Origin of the sequence: Pseudoruegeria sp. HB172150, from assembly GCF_013184805.1 — a bacterium.
Taxonomy (GTDB): Bacteria; Pseudomonadota; Alphaproteobacteria; order Rhodobacterales; family Rhodobacteraceae; genus Psychromarinibacter.
The window spans coordinates 308,584-324,079 of the sequence record NZ_JAATNG010000001.1; the positions used below are offsets into that span (position 1 = coordinate 308,584).

General features: G+C 61.0%; 11 protein-coding genes. 2 read left to right on the top strand and 9 right to left on the bottom strand.

Annotated features, from left to right (window positions below; genetic code table 11):
- Positions 1-73 precede the first annotated feature (73 nt).
- Positions 74-502: a DUF1801 domain-containing protein gene (locus tag HCO70_RS01505; protein WP_172292413.1), complete on the top strand. Its 429-nt coding sequence runs from the start codon at positions 74-76 to the stop codon at positions 500-502.
- A gap of 217 nt (positions 503-719) precedes the next feature.
- A complete protein-coding gene (gene gltX, locus HCO70_RS01510) occupies positions 720-2,045 on the top strand; it encodes a glutamate--tRNA ligase (RefSeq protein ID WP_172292415.1) in 1,326 nt (441 codons plus the stop codon).
- A gap of 9 nt (positions 2,046-2,054) precedes the next feature.
- Here gltX and HCO70_RS01515 read toward each other — a convergent pair whose 3' ends face one another.
- From HCO70_RS01515 to HCO70_RS01555, 9 genes are all read right to left on the bottom strand, one after another.
- Positions 2,055-2,408 carry a NirD/YgiW/YdeI family stress tolerance protein gene (locus HCO70_RS01515; RefSeq protein ID WP_216665223.1) on the bottom strand — a complete coding sequence of 118 codons (354 nt, stop codon included), beginning with the start codon at positions 2,406-2,408 and terminating at the stop codon, positions 2,055-2,057.
- 107 nt (positions 2,409-2,515) lie between these two features.
- On the bottom strand, positions 2,516-4,105 hold the full coding sequence (locus HCO70_RS01520) for an alpha-amylase family glycosyl hydrolase (RefSeq protein WP_172292417.1): 1,590 nt from the start codon (positions 4,103-4,105) through the stop codon (positions 2,516-2,518).
- Positions 4,106-5,019: 914 nt separating this feature from the next.
- Entirely contained in the window at positions 5,020-8,790 is a 3,771-nt protein-coding gene (locus tag HCO70_RS01525) for a glycosyltransferase (protein ID WP_172292419.1), read from the bottom strand.
- 816 nt (positions 8,791-9,606) lie between these two features.
- On the bottom strand, positions 9,607-11,259 hold the full coding sequence (locus tag HCO70_RS01530; RefSeq protein ID WP_172292421.1) for a dihydroxyacetone kinase subunit DhaK: 1,653 nt from the start codon (positions 11,257-11,259) through the stop codon (positions 9,607-9,609).
- A gap of 11 nt (positions 11,260-11,270) precedes the next feature.
- Positions 11,271-12,266 (bottom strand): ABC transporter ATP-binding protein, encoded by a 996-nt coding sequence (locus tag HCO70_RS01535; RefSeq protein ID WP_172292423.1) that lies wholly within the window; start codon positions 12,264-12,266, stop codon positions 11,271-11,273.
- Positions 12,259-13,356 carry an ABC transporter ATP-binding protein gene (locus HCO70_RS01540; protein WP_172292425.1) on the bottom strand — a complete coding sequence of 366 codons (1,098 nt, stop codon included), beginning with the start codon at positions 13,354-13,356 and terminating at the stop codon, positions 12,259-12,261. The genes HCO70_RS01535 and HCO70_RS01540 overlap by 8 nt, the downstream gene beginning before the upstream one ends.
- A 3-nt stretch (positions 13,357-13,359) precedes the next feature.
- Positions 13,360-13,611: a hypothetical protein gene (locus HCO70_RS01545; RefSeq protein ID WP_172291855.1), complete on the bottom strand. Its 252-nt coding sequence runs from the start codon at positions 13,609-13,611 to the stop codon at positions 13,360-13,362.
- On the bottom strand, positions 13,608-14,546 hold the full coding sequence (locus HCO70_RS01550; protein WP_172292427.1) for a carbohydrate ABC transporter permease: 939 nt from the start codon (positions 14,544-14,546) through the stop codon (positions 13,608-13,610). Before HCO70_RS01550 ends, HCO70_RS01545 begins: the two co-directional genes overlap by 4 nt.
- Positions 14,543-15,490 (bottom strand): carbohydrate ABC transporter permease, encoded by a 948-nt coding sequence (locus HCO70_RS01555; protein WP_172292429.1) that lies wholly within the window; start codon positions 15,488-15,490, stop codon positions 14,543-14,545. Before HCO70_RS01555 ends, HCO70_RS01550 begins: the two co-directional genes overlap by 4 nt.
- Between the last annotated feature and the right edge of the window lie 6 nt (positions 15,491-15,496).

Genomic DNA, 15,496 nt, shown 5'->3' on the forward strand with positions numbered 1-15,496 from the left:
GGTATGCCTCGGCGCGCGGTGCAGGGGAAGACCGATATGTGGCAATCGGGTAGGATAGCGACGGGAGGTGGCCATGGCAGAGAACAAGACGAAACCGACCGGCGCCGATGTCGCCGCGTTCCTCGACGCGGTGGAGCCGGCGCGCAAGCGCGAAGACGCGCACCGGCTGGACGCGATCTTCCGCGAGGTGACCGGGTTCGAACCGGTCATGTGGGGGCCGACGATGGTGGGCTACGGGCGCTACGCTTATACCTACGACAGCGGGCATTCCGGGGAGTTCCTGGCGACCGGCTTTTCGCCGCGCAAGGCGGCGCATTCTATCTACATCATGCCGGGGTATGCCGATTTCGGGGAGATCCTCGGGCGGCTGGGAAAGCACAAGATCGGCAAATCCTGCCTTTATGTGAACAAGCTCGTCGACATCAACGAGGATGTGCTGAAGGAGCTGATCAAGGCGGGGCTGGCGGATCTGGGCAGGCGGTATCAGATCCACCGGGCCTGACCGGTCAGGCGATCGGCGCCGTGGCGAGTAAGGCCATCACGGCAGCGGGGGCGAAAAGCTGTTTCATGGCGCTGTTTGTGAAACGTTACCGCAGGCGAAGGCTTTCCATCCGCAGGAAAGCGGCTCAGCGATCACCGGTGGGTCAACCGCGCCCGCACGGTGCCGGTGGACAAGCGCAGACCCTTGTGACAGAGCAGCGCGGAAGGAGACCCATGTCATGACCACGACCCGTTTCGCCCCTTCGCCCACCGGTTATTTGCATGTCGGCAACCTGCGGGCCGCGCTGTTCAACTTCCTGATCGCGCGGAAGGCAGGCGGCACCTTTATCCTGCGCCTCGACGACACCGATCCGGAGCGGTCGAAGCAGGAGTATGCGGATGCGATCCTGGAAGACATGGAATGGTTGGGTCTGAACTGGGACCGGATCGAGAAGCAATCCGACCGGCTGGATCGATATTCCGAGGCGGCGGACAAGCTGCGCGGCGACGGGCGCCTTTACGAGGCGTTCGAGACGCCAACCGAATTGGACCTGAAGCGGAAAAAGCAGCTCAACATGGGCAAGCCGCCCGTCTATGACCGGGCAGCACTGGCCCTGTCGGACGAGGAAAAGGCCAAGCTCCGCGCGGAGCGGTCGGGGCACTGGCGGTTCCTGCTGGATCTGGAACGGATCGAGTGGACCGACGCTATTCTGGGAGAACTCTCCATTGACGCGGCCTCTGTGTCGGACCCGGTGCTGATCCGTGGCGACGGGCAGGTGCTGTACACTTTCGCCTCCGTGGTGGACGACATGGACATGGGCGTCACCAACATCGTGCGCGGATCGGATCACGTGACTAATACCGCGACACAGATACAGATCATCGAGGCTCTGGGTGGGACGCCCCCGGAATTCGCGCATCATTCGCTGCTGACCGGTCCGCAGGGCGAGGCACTCTCGAAGCGGCTGGGCACCCTGTCGCTGCGCGATCTGCGCGCGCAGGGCGTCGAACCGATGGCATTGCTGTCGCTGATGGCCCGGCTGGGGTCGGCGGACCCGGTGGAGTTGCGCTCGTCCATCGGTGAACTGGTCGAGGGCTTCGACATCTCACGCTTCGGCGCGGCCCCGACGAAGTTCGACGAGAATGACCTGTTCCCGCTGACGGCGCGCTATCTGAGTGCTTTGCCTTACGAGGCAGTCGCCGAGGATGTGCGCGGGCTGGGTGTGCCGGACGAGATCGCGCCCCAGTTCTGGGCCGTGGTCCGTGAGAACATCACCGTGAAGTCGGATATGGCCGGCTGGTGGGAACTGTTCCGCAAGGGGCCGCAGTCGGTGGAACTGGACGAGGGCGACCGGGAGTTTGTCGCAGAAGCGTTCGCGATGCTGCCGCCGCTGCCCTATGGGCCCGAGACCTGGGGCGAATGGACGGCAGCGGTAAAGGAGAAAACCGGGCGCAAAGGCAAGCAGCTGTTCATGCCGCTGCGGCTGGCGGTAACCGGCCGGGCGCGGGGGCCGGAGATGGCCGACGTGCTGCCACTTTTGCAGGTGGCGCCAAAGCTGAACTGAACGAGCCCGCTATAAAACCTGCAGGGATTTGACCCAGATGTAGCGCTGGCCGCCGATGCGGCGGTCGACTTCACCGACGATCCGGATGGGAGTGTCTGGCGACACTTCCTGCCCGCCGAAGGTACGCTGCGGGATCTCGACCTGTATTTCTCCGCTGGCGTCGCGAAACAGGTAATAGTCGCTGCGCAGGTGCGAGACGATGTTGCCTTCGAGCGTGACATAAGAGCTGATGCGGGCGGACTGCGCCGCCTGAACAGTCATCTGCGCGCCGGTGGCCGTGGGACCGGTGAATTGTGCCTTTGCTAAGCCGGGGGCGGCGATGGCAAGGCTCAGCGTCAGAACAAATCTCTTCAGAAAATGCATGGCCGACTCCAGTACTATGCGCGACGGGAGGGAATCGTCTTGAGTGTACAGGAAATTGCCGCGCGGCGACACGGCGCGGACTCTCCGATGCCCGCTGCTTACCTGCCTTAAGAGACCCGCGCGAAACACAACCCGTTCGGGCCGAGGGATACGGTCTTGCCTTTGACCTTCGCATTCTCGGCCAGTAGCAGTTCAGAAGGGCCGGGCAGGTCGTAATCCACTGCTTCCTTCGACATGTTGAACACGCAGCAGATATTGCCGCCCCGGGTGTAGGCGAGCACCGGATCGGTGCTGTCTAGGAAGGCCATCCTGCCGCTGCGCAATTCCGGCGTCTCGCGGCGCAGGGCCAGCATCCCACGGTAAAAGGCCAGCACGCTGTCGTCGCCGCCTTGTGTGTCCACCGCGCGGGCCTGCTGTGGCTGCTTCACCGGTAGCCAGGTCTTGTTGGCTTTGGAGAAGCCGGCGTTGGAGGCCGATTTCTCCCACACCATCGGGGTACGGCAGCCGTCTCGGCCCTTAAGTTCCGGCCAGAAGGTCAGGCCTTCGGGATCGGTCAGTTCGCTATACTCCAGCTCGGATTCGAGCTGGCCCAGCTCCTCGCCCTGATAGATGCAGACCGAGCCCTCGAAGCTGAGTAGCAGGCCCGCCGCCAGCTTTGCGATGCTGGCGCTGTCCTTGCCGTGTTTCTTCCACCTCGTGACGTGGCGCGGTACGTCGTGGTTGGAGAAGGCCCAGCAGGGCCAGCCTTCCGGCGCGCCTTCCCAGAAATCAGTGATACGGGAGCGGAAGAATTCCGGCGTGAATTTCGGGCCGAGGAACTCGAAGGAATAAGCCATGTGCAGGCGCTTGCCGCTGGTATACTCGCCCATCAGGTCGATCGAGTGGTGGCCGTCGCCGACTTCGCCGACCATTGTGCGGGCGTCGAATTCGTCAAGCAGCGCGCGCATTCGGGCGAGGAATTCCAGGTTCTCCGGCTGGTTCTTTGAAAACAGGTGATACTGCATGTCATAGGGCCGGCGCGCCGGTTCGTCCTTCTTGACCGGATCGGCGGCGTCGTCGGGCAGGCGGGCGTCGTGAAAATAGTAGTTCACCGTGTCGAGGCGGAAGCCGTCGACCCCACGCTCCAGCCAGAAGCGCATGTTGTCGAGGTGCCAGTCCTGCACATCAGGATTGTGAAAGTTGAAATCCGGCTGCTCTTTCAGGAAGTTGTGGAAATAGTACTGGCGCCGGCGCGAGTCCCATTCCCAGGCGACGCCGCCGAAGATCGCCTGCCAGTTGTTGGGGACAGAGCCGTCTGGTTTGGGATCGGCCCAGACAAACCAGTCGGCCTTGGGGTTGCTGCGCGACTGTCGCGATTCTTCGAAGAACGGGTGCTTGTCTGAGGCATGTGACAGAACCTGATCGATGATGACCTTCAGGCCGAGGTCATGCGCCTTTTCCACCATCGCATCGAAATCGGCGAGAGTGCCGAAGACCGGGTCGATTCCGCGGTAGTCCTCGACGTCATAGCCCATGTCCTTCATAGGCGAGGTGAAGATCGGGCTGAGCCAGATCGCGTCAACCCCGAGGCTCGCCACGTGGTCGAGCCGCTCGATGATACCGGGAATGTCGCCGACCCCATCGCCGTTTCCGTCCATGAAAGAGCGCGGATAGATCTGATAGGTTACCGAGCCGCGCCACCATTCATTGTCGGTCATACAAAAGGTCTCCTGTCGGGAAGCGGGGAGTTGGACCGGGACGGACCAGCGAATGCTGCACCCGCACAAACAGCAAAGTACAATCGCGGGCGGCGATCAACCGGGCAGCGGTGTGCTGGGCGAAAAATTCGATCAGATTCCGCGGAGGACGGGGTGGATGGGGCAGCGGTTTCTCGGTTTGCGATCATTCCACGGGCAGTGGTTTTCAGAGCATTCCAGAACTGCACAAAGTCAGGAAGCACTCTTCGCCAACTGCTGCGAGCAGTTTGGCCAGAATTCGTGTCTGTAGTTTCCAGAGCCGAGATGAAAGCGATACGCATGCGGTCCACTGACAACTTTTTTGGGGGCGTATTGGGTACAAATGACGTAACGGGCCACTGCAAGACCTCTGAAGCTGCCTGCCGCAAATACAGTAATGAGTACGGACATCTTGTTTTGCAGCGCCGACGCCAAAGCTCGAATCTGACCGTCGCCTCGGCGAGAAGATAGAAAATCGTGTAAATTAAGATTGAGGCGCTGAATGTCGCGTTGAAGCCCCTGCAGTTACAGTTCTCTGAAGGGTTGCCCGGCTCGGTGTGAGCGAAGTTTCTACCGGCAACCTTAACCCATTCTCGCATTACCATGGCCACAAACCCTGTGCCGCTGTCGCATCTGAGGTGGCCCGGGACACCACGGAGGATCACCTGGTCCGACAGCATGTCGGTGAATCGGTTGGTCCCGGCCAGCGGTCTACCCGGAGGCACACAACGCGACCAAAATTTGCGGTCATCGTTTCAGCTATTGAAGATTTCTTAGAGTTTGGGCCATCCCCGGAAAGCAGATCCTCGGTGCGCTACCGTACCTGGTCCTTTCGCAGCAGGTCCGAAGCAGGCCATGGTCAAGCACCTTGAACTGACCTAGTCGATTCGACACACCTACTTACTTTTGCGTTCAACAACCTCGCCGATGGGAAAGAAGATCCTGCCGGCAGCCCGGTACAGGGGATTGCGAAGCAAACGGAAAAACAGCACCGGATTGTTTTTCAGGCCATTGGCATATTTCTGTCCGCCCAACTGCACCGCGAACCAGCTTAGCGGTCTTATCCAGAGTGCAAAGACGTTCCCCGGCCCCAGGACCGACCGTTTTGGATAGAGGCGGTCGCTCCAACGTTTGTAGTCAGGATTTCGCAGGGCCTGCATGAAGCCTGCTGGATCGCGGTCGAATGCATCAACATCCTTGCGCGTTCCGTGTTTCAAAACGTGCGGTCTCACGAATGGCGTCAGTATCCAGCGGCGCCAACCGAACAGCCCATAATTCACGATTTCGTACTTCTCTGCGAATGTCTGGCGTTCCGCGCCCTGATTGCGATGATTTCGGTAGGCATCGTCGGCGATGTCGAATTCCGCGAGATGGATCGGGCAATCATCCGGCGGGTCGCCGAGCGGCGGAAAGAGGTCGGCGCCGGAACAGCCGAAATACTGCCGGGCAATTCGATCATTACCCTTCGCCGCCGTGGCCATGATCTCTTCGGCCGTCTGCTCAGACAAAAACCAGGGCGCTGGCATCGGCAAGCCGTTTTTTTGCCGCCACTTGTTCAGCCGGACGGTGACTTCCTCGACAAATGCCAAGTATGAGTTTTTGTTCTTGTAGCGTCTTGAATTGTACTGCCGGACCAGCGAGACATGAGCGGCCGAAAGGCGGGATTCATTTACTCTATCCTTCGACGGAGCGGGAAACTCCGCAAGTTCAGGCAGGCCAGTCGTTTCCGAAAAATCTTCGATGATGTCCCATGTGCGATCGCGCGCTCGATCATAGCGCCGAACATGGAACGACTTGGGCGGAAGCGCATTCTCCCAGGTTCGTATCAACGAGTTGTAATCCAGCCAGCCCTGCGTCTCGGAGGTTTCCAGCCATTCGGAGAAGCAGAGGTTGGTCGAACTGATAGCGCCGCCGGCGGCAAGTTCCGCATACTGCGAATTGGCCCATTCATCCTGCCGTCGCAGGTAGACAACAGCCTCGGTATCGAACCCCTTGAAATGCCGGACCAGCCCGACCGACTCTGACCGGAGGAAGAACGCTTCCGACGACAGGATGACCGTGTGGACCTTGCCCTTCATCAAGGACAACCCGTGCAGCACGTGTCGATGGAGTTTCGTCTCGCCTTCCGCAACTTCGTTGATGAAGCCGGCATGGCCCGCCTGTTTGTGCGGCCGGTCCGGCTGCCAGTACACACCGACTTCGGGATACCAGATTCCTTTTCGCAGCAGAGCCGGGCGATTGTCTTCCAGCAGGTGCTGCAGCACGGTACTACCGGTCTTCGTTGCGCCCAGGTGAATTATAAGCCGGATACGGCCGTCCGGTTTGCCACCGACCTCCTTCGTATCCGGCGGTGAGGTCACACGATCCTTTCGCGCGTAGAAGTTCAGTGCCTGCTGCAGGGAACGTCGTTTATCATTGCCTGGCTCGGTCAGGTACTCCCGGTACAGATCCTCGGCTGCAATCGGTGCAAGTTTCAGGGCGATCCGCACCAGATCGATACGCTGCGACCGGGTGGCAGCCAACAAGAGCCCGTAGGCCCCGGCGCGAAGATGCTCATTGGACAGCTGGAACGGATCGGGGATCAGGTCCTGCGGACCCAAGCCTGCGCGGTCCAGTGTCGCTCCCAGTTGCTCAACGAAGGCCTTGCTGGCACCTTCCGCCTCTGCGGTTTGCCACGCAAATCCGAAGTAGAGGAAATGTAAGAACTGCGAGACCTGGAACTGCGCCAGCCAACGGTGCGGCGATCTCACCTCCAGCGCGCCGCTTTGCGCCAGCTGTCGGATCACCTGGTCGAAGTTCTCAAGCTGATCCTCGACATCCGACATGGTCTGGGCGCGGCGCACGGCGGAATCCGTTCGTATCCGGTAAACGACGCCGTCGCTATCGCAGACCGAAATCACCGGATCGGCCATGTAGGCCTGCAGCAGAAACGCCCGCTCCTCGCGGTAGGTCGTCAGAAAGCGGATATTGTGGCGGTTCAGGAAGTCGCGACGATAAATCCAGTTCCAGAAATGCCGGGAATGGGCAATCTCCGGATAGGCCGCCACCGAGGTTGCACGGATTTCCTTGGGAAAGAACTGTTCGGTACGGTCGGGGCGCATTTCGCGGACTACACCGGACTCGTCTTCGACCTGTTCGTGCACCTTGCGGTAACGAACCATATCGGCGCCATCCGCCTCGGCCATCGCAACGACCCGTTCCAGGTGCCCCGGGTCGGGCATGTAATCGTCAGGGTCAATGAACAGCACGTAGCGCCCCCGTGCCTGTTCGATCCCCTGATTGCGGACGAAGCCGGGTCCAGCATTCTCTGTCCGTCGCACCAGGCGGATGCGCGGGTCGCGTTCGCAGAACCCTTCGATGATTTCGGCCGAGCGGTCCGGGCTCACATCGTCGATCAGGATGACCTCGAAGTCCTGGAAATGCTGCCGCTGGATCGACCCGAGGCATTCGGCGACGTAACGCTCGACGCCGTGAACCGGAATTATGATCGAGACCGTCGGATCGGTCGAAGCGGCAGCAGGGATGTTGCGAACCGGTCGGTTCGCCTCGATGAAATCGAGGACATCCTCAATCTCAGCTGGCACCTCGCCCTCGGGCAGATGATAGATTGTGTACCAAATGAAAAAGGAGTGAAACAGCTCCGAAAGGTCGCGCTTGCGCGAACGATGGGGCACTGTCACCCGATCATCGGTCAGTCCCCAACCGGCATACCACGGCGCGCCGAAGCACACGACCTCCTTTCCGGCCATCAGAGCCTCGAACCCCATGCCGCTCGTTCCGACATAGACTTTGTCGACCATGTCGAACAGTTCGAACGGATTGACACCTTCGCGCAGGATCTGGATTCGCCCCTGCGAACTCATGTCATCGAAGTAGCCACGCCGTTGAGTGGACTTGACCCAGTTCAGATCCGGGTGGGTCTTTACAATGATCAGAGCGTCGGGGTTCTCATCAATCGCCGCGTCTAGCATGGCACTGAACTCGCGAGGCGAAGCCCTGCCGTAGAAAGTCGACGCATCCGAGTAGTTCTGGTCGACCACCAGGACTCGACGCTTGTATCCCGGTTCAATGCCCGGCCGGAAAATCGGCTGGGAGTTGTACTTCGAAATGCGCGTCTGGACGATCCGTTCCATCAGCCGAACCGCACGCGCACGCTCGGTTTCGGTCAGGACAAAGTCGCCATTCAGCCTTTCATCCAGCCGTGTTTCGTAGTCCGACATGTAATATTGGGCGCGATCATCAAAGATGTAGCCCAGACATGCCTGGTCCCTGTTTCGCGATCCCAGAGCTTCGGACCAGCTTGTCGTGGATGCCAGAAAACCCATCTCGAAGAACAGGACAGTGTCGTCCGGTCGCAGATGCCGAATCAGGTTTTTCGTGCTGTCGTGGGACTTAGACAGATCGTCCATAATCGCGCCATACATGAGCACCGGCGCATCCCCGTCAATCTCGGGTTCATCAACTGCAATCAGGTTCGGAAAAAGCCTGGTCAGATTCGCCGAGAACCCGTGTTCGAGGTTCTTGCGCGCGAAGCCGATCCGATGGGTATTAAACCGTCGTGCGAGGACCTCCTCGCGATTGTCCTTGGCCGCCTTAGTGTCCCCCCGACCTAACAATGTGGTGTACCGCGAGTGGATATCCCGTTGTCGTGGAGAGCGCACGTTCATTCATACCACCATGTTCGTCATACTAGGCATCAGCGCTCGGTATTACTGCTACGACGCAGCGAGTGAATCAACCAAAGCGCCCCGGGTTTAGCTGATTTTTTCGCCTCCAAGAAACCTAGTCTGTTCGCCGCCCCGAGCAAATCGCCGGCCATCCGGAGAACCAAAAATGCGCATACAAACTGCCATCCGGCGGATATTGAAACTGGCACCACGATCTGCGCTTTTGCTGGCTAATGCTCTATTTAAGTCTATCCAATGCACCTCGCATCTTTCGTCCACATTCTAAGGAGAAGCGGGTACAGACTCCATTGTCTTCCTTATTGTTCATCTTAAAAACTTCACCCAAAATTTCATCTGCTGCAATCTCGACCGTATCAGCACGTGGTACGAAAGCTGGTGATTGGGGCCCGCCACCTGCAATGCACTGCTGGCGACTCTACAGCTGAGTTCAACGGAAAGAGTGAGGTGCTCTTTGCCTATTTCTGGATCTCGGCGCGAACGCGCGCGCGTCTTTCCAAGACACTTTCGATCCTGACAAGCCCGCAAAATGCGCAGACTGCAGTTCTCATAAGAATTCACATTCCGTTGCGTTGGCCCCGATGAGCGTCAGAGACGCATTCCTGCGCTCAGCACTTCCTTCCAGATACAGTAACGCTTTGGCAAAATTTCCCGTAACCGTTCGAAGCATCCTCTGTTCGTGATATCTCACGTGATCGCACACTTGACTGCTTCGCAAGGACCGTTGGCTCCGTGTTGATGGAGCGACCGGTTGCATTCAGCGTTCGGGCAACAACGGGGGTAGCAGCGGCGCGCGCGTTACCCTTGGTTCGCCGCTAGCGCCGTGGATCGTGAGACTTCCTCGAAGAGTCGCGCAACGGCCTCTGCGCCGGGGTCAACGTAGCCGCGAAGCTGGTTCGGATTGACATAGGCCGCACGTCCGGCCTTGGCGCGCAGCATCTCGGCGGTGCGGTTCGCGCCCTCGCGGGCAGCGGACGCGGCGGCATCGACTTCGCCGTCTGCCAGTTGTTGGAGCGCGGGGTGTAGCGCATCAACCATGGTGCGGTCGCCTAGTTGGGCGCCGCCGACTTCCTGCATCCTGTCGAGTCCGGCTCTCAGAGCCTCGCGCAGAGGCATCCCGCTGGAGGCGGCATCGCCCGCCGCCGCGAAGAAAATCGCGAGGAGCACGCCGGAAGATCCGCCCATCGTCTGGCTGAGTTCCTGGCCGATGGCGCGGTAGAGCTGGGTGTGGTCGGCGAGGGGCAATTCGTCCATTGCATGGACGAGAGCCCGCGCAGCGGTCGCGAGTGTTGTGCCGGTGTCGCCGTCGCCGGTGCGGGCATCGAGCGCATTCAGGTCGGCCTCGGCCTTAATCAGGGTTTCGCAGCAGCGGACCAGGAACTCGCGCGTGGCGGGATGGTCCGAGGGCAACGGCTTGATCGGGCGCAGGCCGTCCGGAAGGTCACGGATTTCGACCGGCGTTAGCGTGTTCACGCCCGGCCAGGCCGCGACGGGAGTGTCAGCCTGCAGCGCCTTAAGTTCCACGTTGTCGGCGGGGAAGACAGAGACAGAAAAACCGCGCATTTCAAGCGAGGTCATCATCGCGGCGGGACCGACGACGAATTTCAACCGGTCGGCGATGGCGGAATTAGCGAGTTCGAAAGCGAGGACCTGCATTTCCAGCACCGACGCGCCGCCGAGGTTGTTCAGAAGCGCGACATGCGGCGTGCCAACAGGCATGTGCCGCGACAGCTTGTCGGCGACCATCGCCACAGCGGCGCGCGCGTTGATGTAGTCGACCTGTTCGACGCCGGCCTCGCCATGGATGCCGAGGCCCAACTCGGCCTTGCCGGGGGGGATGCGGTCTTCTTTCGGCACGCCGGGAACCATGCAGGTATCGAGCGACATGCCAATAGACTTGATGCGCCGGATGACCTTTTCGGCGGCAGCGGTGACGGTGGCGAGATCGGCACCGCTTTCGGCGGTAGCGCCGGCGATCTTATGGACGAAGAGCGTTCCGGCAACGCCGCGCGCCTGCGGCAGGTCGGGAAGCGCGACGTCGTCGTCGACGATGACCATGTTGACGTTCAGGCCAAAGGCGCGAGCGCGTTCCGCGGCCAGCCCGAAGTTCAGGCGGTCGCCGGTGTAGTTCTTGACGATCAGCAGGCAGCCGGCGGGTCCGGTCACGGCGAGGATGCCGGCGAGGACGGCGTCGACCGATGGCGACGCGAAGACATCACCGCAGATCGCGGCGGTCAGCATGCCGGGTCCGAGGAAACCCGCATGGGACGGCTCGTGGCCCGACCCGCCACCGGAGACCAGCGCGACCTTGGAGCGGTCCCAGTCGGTGCGCACCACGGCGCGGATATGCGGGTATCCGTCCAGCCGGGCGAGGCGGCCGCCGGAACATGCGATCAGCCCGTCGACGGCCTCGTTAACGATGTCTTCCTTGCTGTTCATGAATAGGGTCATCGTTATCTCCTTCAGAAGGCGCGGGCGCCCGTGGCGTCGAAGTAATACGGGTTGTCGGGGCGGATCTTGAGTGTCTGACCGGCGCGCAGTTCGGTATGCGCATCGGTCACCGTCACCAAGTCGTGGTTGCGAAAATGCAGATGAAGACGGGTCTGGTCGCCCAGGTGCTCGACCCGGATTACCTGGCTTTCAAAGCCCTCGCCCTGACGGATCTGTTCGGGCCGCAGGCCGATCCATTTGGTGCCCGGCGGCGCAGCGCCGAAGATGTCGGCGGGCAGGATGTTGATGCGGGGCAGGCCCAGCCGGCCGGCGGCGTAAATGCTGACCGGTTTTTCGTAGACTTCGCGCGGGGTGCCAAACTGGACGAGACGTCCGTTCTCGAGCACACCGACATGGGTCGCCATGGTCATGGCCTCGATCTGATCGTGGGTGACATAGAGAAACGTCGCCCGGGCGTCGGACTGGATTGCCTTCAGTTCGACGCGGAGGTCCGCGCGCAGCTTTGCGTCGAGCGAACTTAAAGGTTCGTCCATCAGGAAGACCTGCGGATCGCGCACCAGCGCGCGGCCGATCGATACGCGCTGCATCTCGCCACCGGATAGGGCCGTCGCCTTGTTGTCGAGCTTGTGGGAGATCTGCAGCATCTCGGCGATCTTGCCGACGCGGCGTTCGATCTCGGCGGGCTCGGTATTCAGCAGTGGCGATTTCAGCGGGAAAGCAAGGTTCTCGCGCACCGTCATGTGCGGGTAGAGCGAGTATTGCTGGAAGACCATCGCCACATTGCGCTGCGCTGGGGACAGGTTGGTTACCGAGCGACCTCCGATTGCGATCTCGCCACTGTCAGGCAGGTCGAGGCCGGAGATCAGGCGGAGTGTGGTTGTCTTTCCCGCGCCGGTTGGACCGAGCAGGACGACGAAGGCGCCGTCAGGTACAGTCATCGACACATCGTCCAGCGCGGTTGTCGCGCCGAAGCGCTTGGTGATGTTGTGGAGCGTGATCTCAGCCAAGGCTCAGCACCCCCTCATTGCCGGCGGAACGGAGAGCCTGAGACGTGTCCGCGTTGAACAGGGTGATCTTCCGCGCGTCGAACCTTAGGCCGGTGGTTTCGCCCTCAGTTACCTTCTGGTGCGAAGGGATCCGCGCCTTGATGTCGCCGTGCTCGGTGCGCAATGTGACGATCTGCGTGGTGCCCAGGTATTCCGTCGCGATGACCTTGGCGCGATAGCCGGCTTCCGTGTCGAGATGGACATGCTCCGGCCGAATACCTAAAGCGACGTTACCTTTCGCGCCTTCGCGCGTGACCGGTACGGCGATTTCCTGGCCGCCCAGTGTCAGCGTTTCCGCTCCTTCGGCGACGGTGCCGTTGAAGAACAGGACGTTCATCGGCGGCGAGCCCAGAAAGCCAGCGACAAAGAGTGTTGCGGGCCAATCGTACAGGTCCTGAGGGACGCCGAACTGCTCAACCATGCCGTGGTTCATCACCACGATCTTGTCGCCCATCTGCATTGCTTCGAGCTGGTCGTGGGTGACATAGATGGTGGTCGCGCCCATCCGGTCATGGAGCGCGCGCAGTTCCTCCGCCATGTGCTCACGGAACTCGGCGTCGAGCGCGCCGAGGGGTTCGTCCATGAAGAACGCCTTCGGTTCGCGCACGATTGCGCGGCCAAGCGCGACGCGCTGGCGGTCGCCCCCGGAAAGCCCGCCGACGGGGCTGTCGAGGATATCGGTGATGCCGAGGAGGCGCGCGATTTCCTCGACCTTGCGCCTGGTGTCCGCGCGGGAGGCGCCCTGGCTGCGAAGCGGGTAGCCAATGTTGCGGCGCACATTCATGTGCGGATAGAGCGCGAACATCTGGAACACGAAGGCGATATCACGCTGGCTGGCGCGCCGGCCGCCGACCTCTTCTCCGTCTATGTAGATCTCGCCGCTGGTCGGCAGCTCCAGCCCCGCCATCATCCTCAGCGTCGTGGTCTTGCCGCAGCCAGAGGGGCCAAGGAGCATGAAGAACTCACCATCCTCGATGGTGAAGCTCGACGATTTCACGGCAGTGAAGTCCCCGAAATCCTTGCGCAGATTGTCAATCCGGATCTGAGCCACGGCCTACTCCGGAAAATGGCTGACGATCAGGAACATGACGGTCCCAGTCAGCGTGACGATGAAGGAATAGGTGAAAGCGGCCATCCAGAACGGCTGCATCATCATGAAGACGCCGAGGCCGATCAGGATCGAGGCCGCCATCTCCCACGGCCTCCGCACGAAAATGCGGCGGGCGGGCCGGTCGCCAGTGGTGTCGGCGCTCGGCGCAGACCGGCCGGCGAGGGTCTCTTCGGGATCTGTGGCAGGGTTGCTCATTTGCGGACCGCTCCGAAGGTGATGCCCCGCAGCAGGTGCTTGCGCAGCAAGATGGTGAAGACGACAACCGGCAGCAGGAAGATCGTGGCGCCGGCAGCAACCGCCGGCCAGTCCTGGCCGCCGACGCCTATGATCGTCGGGATGAACGGGGGCGCGGTCTGGGCGGTGCCAGAGGTCAGCAGCACCGCAAAGGCATATTCGTTCCAGGCGAAGATTAGGCAGAAGATCGCAGTAGAGGCGATGCCGGTCGCGGCCTGCGGAAGCACCACCTTGTAGAAAGCCTGGAACCGCGTGTAGCCGTCGATCAGCGCCGCTTCTTCGTATTCGCGCGGGATCTCGTCGATGAAACCTTTCAGCAGCCAAACCGCCAGTGACAGGTTCACCGCGGTATAAAGCAGGATCATCCCGGCATGAGTATCGCTGAGGCCAAGGGCGCGGAACATGAGGAAGATCGGGATCGCGACCGCGATGGGCGGCATCATCCGCGTCGACAGGATGAAGAACATCAGGTCGTCCTTCAGCGGGATGCGGAAGCGTGAGAAGGCGTAGGCCGCCAGCGTGCCGAGAAAGACCGACAGGAATGTCGAGACGAAACCGATGATCACTGAGTTCATGAACCGCCCGCCGAAACGCGAAGGCCCGGCAATCACCATGTCGTACTTTCGCACGATTTCCTCGTACCACGTCTGCGGCGGGTGCGCGGCGAGGTATTCCGCCGTCTGCCGCGTGCGCGTGGTGAACAGGTTGACGTAGCCTTCCAGCGTCGGCTCGAACAGAACCTTTGGAGGGTAGGCTATAGCGTCGGAGGGCGACTTGAAGCCGGTGGCAATGATCCATAGCAGCGGCAGCAGCGTGATGACCGCGTAGGCGACGACCAGGATCCCGGCGACCCATTTCTGCGTCTTCGACGCGGCGATGACGGAGAAGTCGCTCATCTCTCTTTCACCTTGTTCAGCGCCTTCACGTAGATCGAGGCGAGCCCGAAGACCGTGACAAACAGGATGATCGCGTAAGCAGAGGCGTAGCCCGTCCGCCACTTCTCGAACGCTTCGCGCTTGAGGTTGATCGAAGTGAGTTCGGTGGTCGATCCCGGCCCTCCGCCGGTCAGCTGCACCACGAGGTCGAACATCTTGAAGTTTTCGATGCCGCGGAACAGCACAGCCAGCATCAGGAAGGGCAACACCATCGGCACGGTAATCGTCCAGAACTGCCGCCAGGGCGAGGCGCGGTCGCATTCCGCAGCCTCGTAGATCGAGGTGGGAATGGATCGAAGTCCCGCCAGGCAGATCAGCATGACGAAAGGCGTCCACATCCAGGTATCGACGATGACGATGGCCCAGGGTGCAAGCGACACCTCTCCGATCATCGAAAAACTCGACGGATCGGTGCCGGAGAAGAAGCCGACGACGTAATTGAACAGGCCAATCTGCGGCTGGTAGAGAAACGTCCAGAAATTCCCCACCACTGCGGGCGACAACATCATCGGCAGCACGATGATCGTGGTCCAGAAATTGTCGCCACGGAATTTCTTGTTGATCAGCCAGGCCAGCGCGAAACCGATGACGACCTGCAGGGCAATGGTCCAGAACAGGAAATGCGCCGTCGCCTGCATTGTCTCCCAGATGTCTTCGTCGGTCAGGATGCGCTGGTAATTGCGCAGGCCAACCCACTCGACTTCGGCATTCGGGCGATTGACGCGGTAGTTTGTGAAACTCAGCCGGATCGTCCAGATCAGCGGGAAGATGTTAACCGCCAGGAGCAGGAAGATGGACGGCGCCACGAAGATCCAGGCGATGGCCCGGTCCGACAGCCCTCTCACCCTGCGGGCGATATTGGGCGGCGTCGCCGCGGCGGCACGCTCGATCGCACTGTTGGACATGTTGCC

Bases quoted from the DNA above. Each gene is read 5' to 3' on its own strand.
- HCO70_RS01550 (WP_172292427.1), bottom strand. From the start codon at position 14,546: ATGAGCGACTTCTCCGTCATCGCCGCGTCGAAGACGCAGAAATGGGTC.
- HCO70_RS01545 (WP_172291855.1), bottom strand. From the start codon at position 13,611: ATGAGCAACCCTGCCACAGATCCCGAAGAGACCCTCGCCGGCCGGTCT.
- gltX (WP_172292415.1), top strand. From the start codon at position 720: ATGACCACGACCCGTTTCGCCCCTTCGCCCACCGGTTATTTGCATGTC.
- HCO70_RS01515 (WP_216665223.1), bottom strand. From the start codon at position 2,408: ATGCATTTTCTGAAGAGATTTGTTCTGACGCTGAGCCTTGCCATCGCC.
- HCO70_RS01530 (WP_172292421.1), bottom strand. From the start codon at position 11,259: ATGACCCTATTCATGAACAGCAAGGAAGACATCGTTAACGAGGCCGTC.
- HCO70_RS01555 (WP_172292429.1), bottom strand. From the start codon at position 15,490: ATGTCCAACAGTGCGATCGAGCGTGCCGCCGCGGCGACGCCGCCCAAT.
- HCO70_RS01505 (WP_172292413.1), top strand. From the start codon at position 74: ATGGCAGAGAACAAGACGAAACCGACCGGCGCCGATGTCGCCGCGTTC.
- HCO70_RS01525 (WP_172292419.1), bottom strand. From the start codon at position 8,790: ATGAACGTGCGCTCTCCACGACAACGGGATATCCACTCGCGGTACACC.
- HCO70_RS01520 (WP_172292417.1), bottom strand. From the start codon at position 4,105: ATGACCGACAATGAATGGTGGCGCGGCTCGGTAACCTATCAGATCTAT.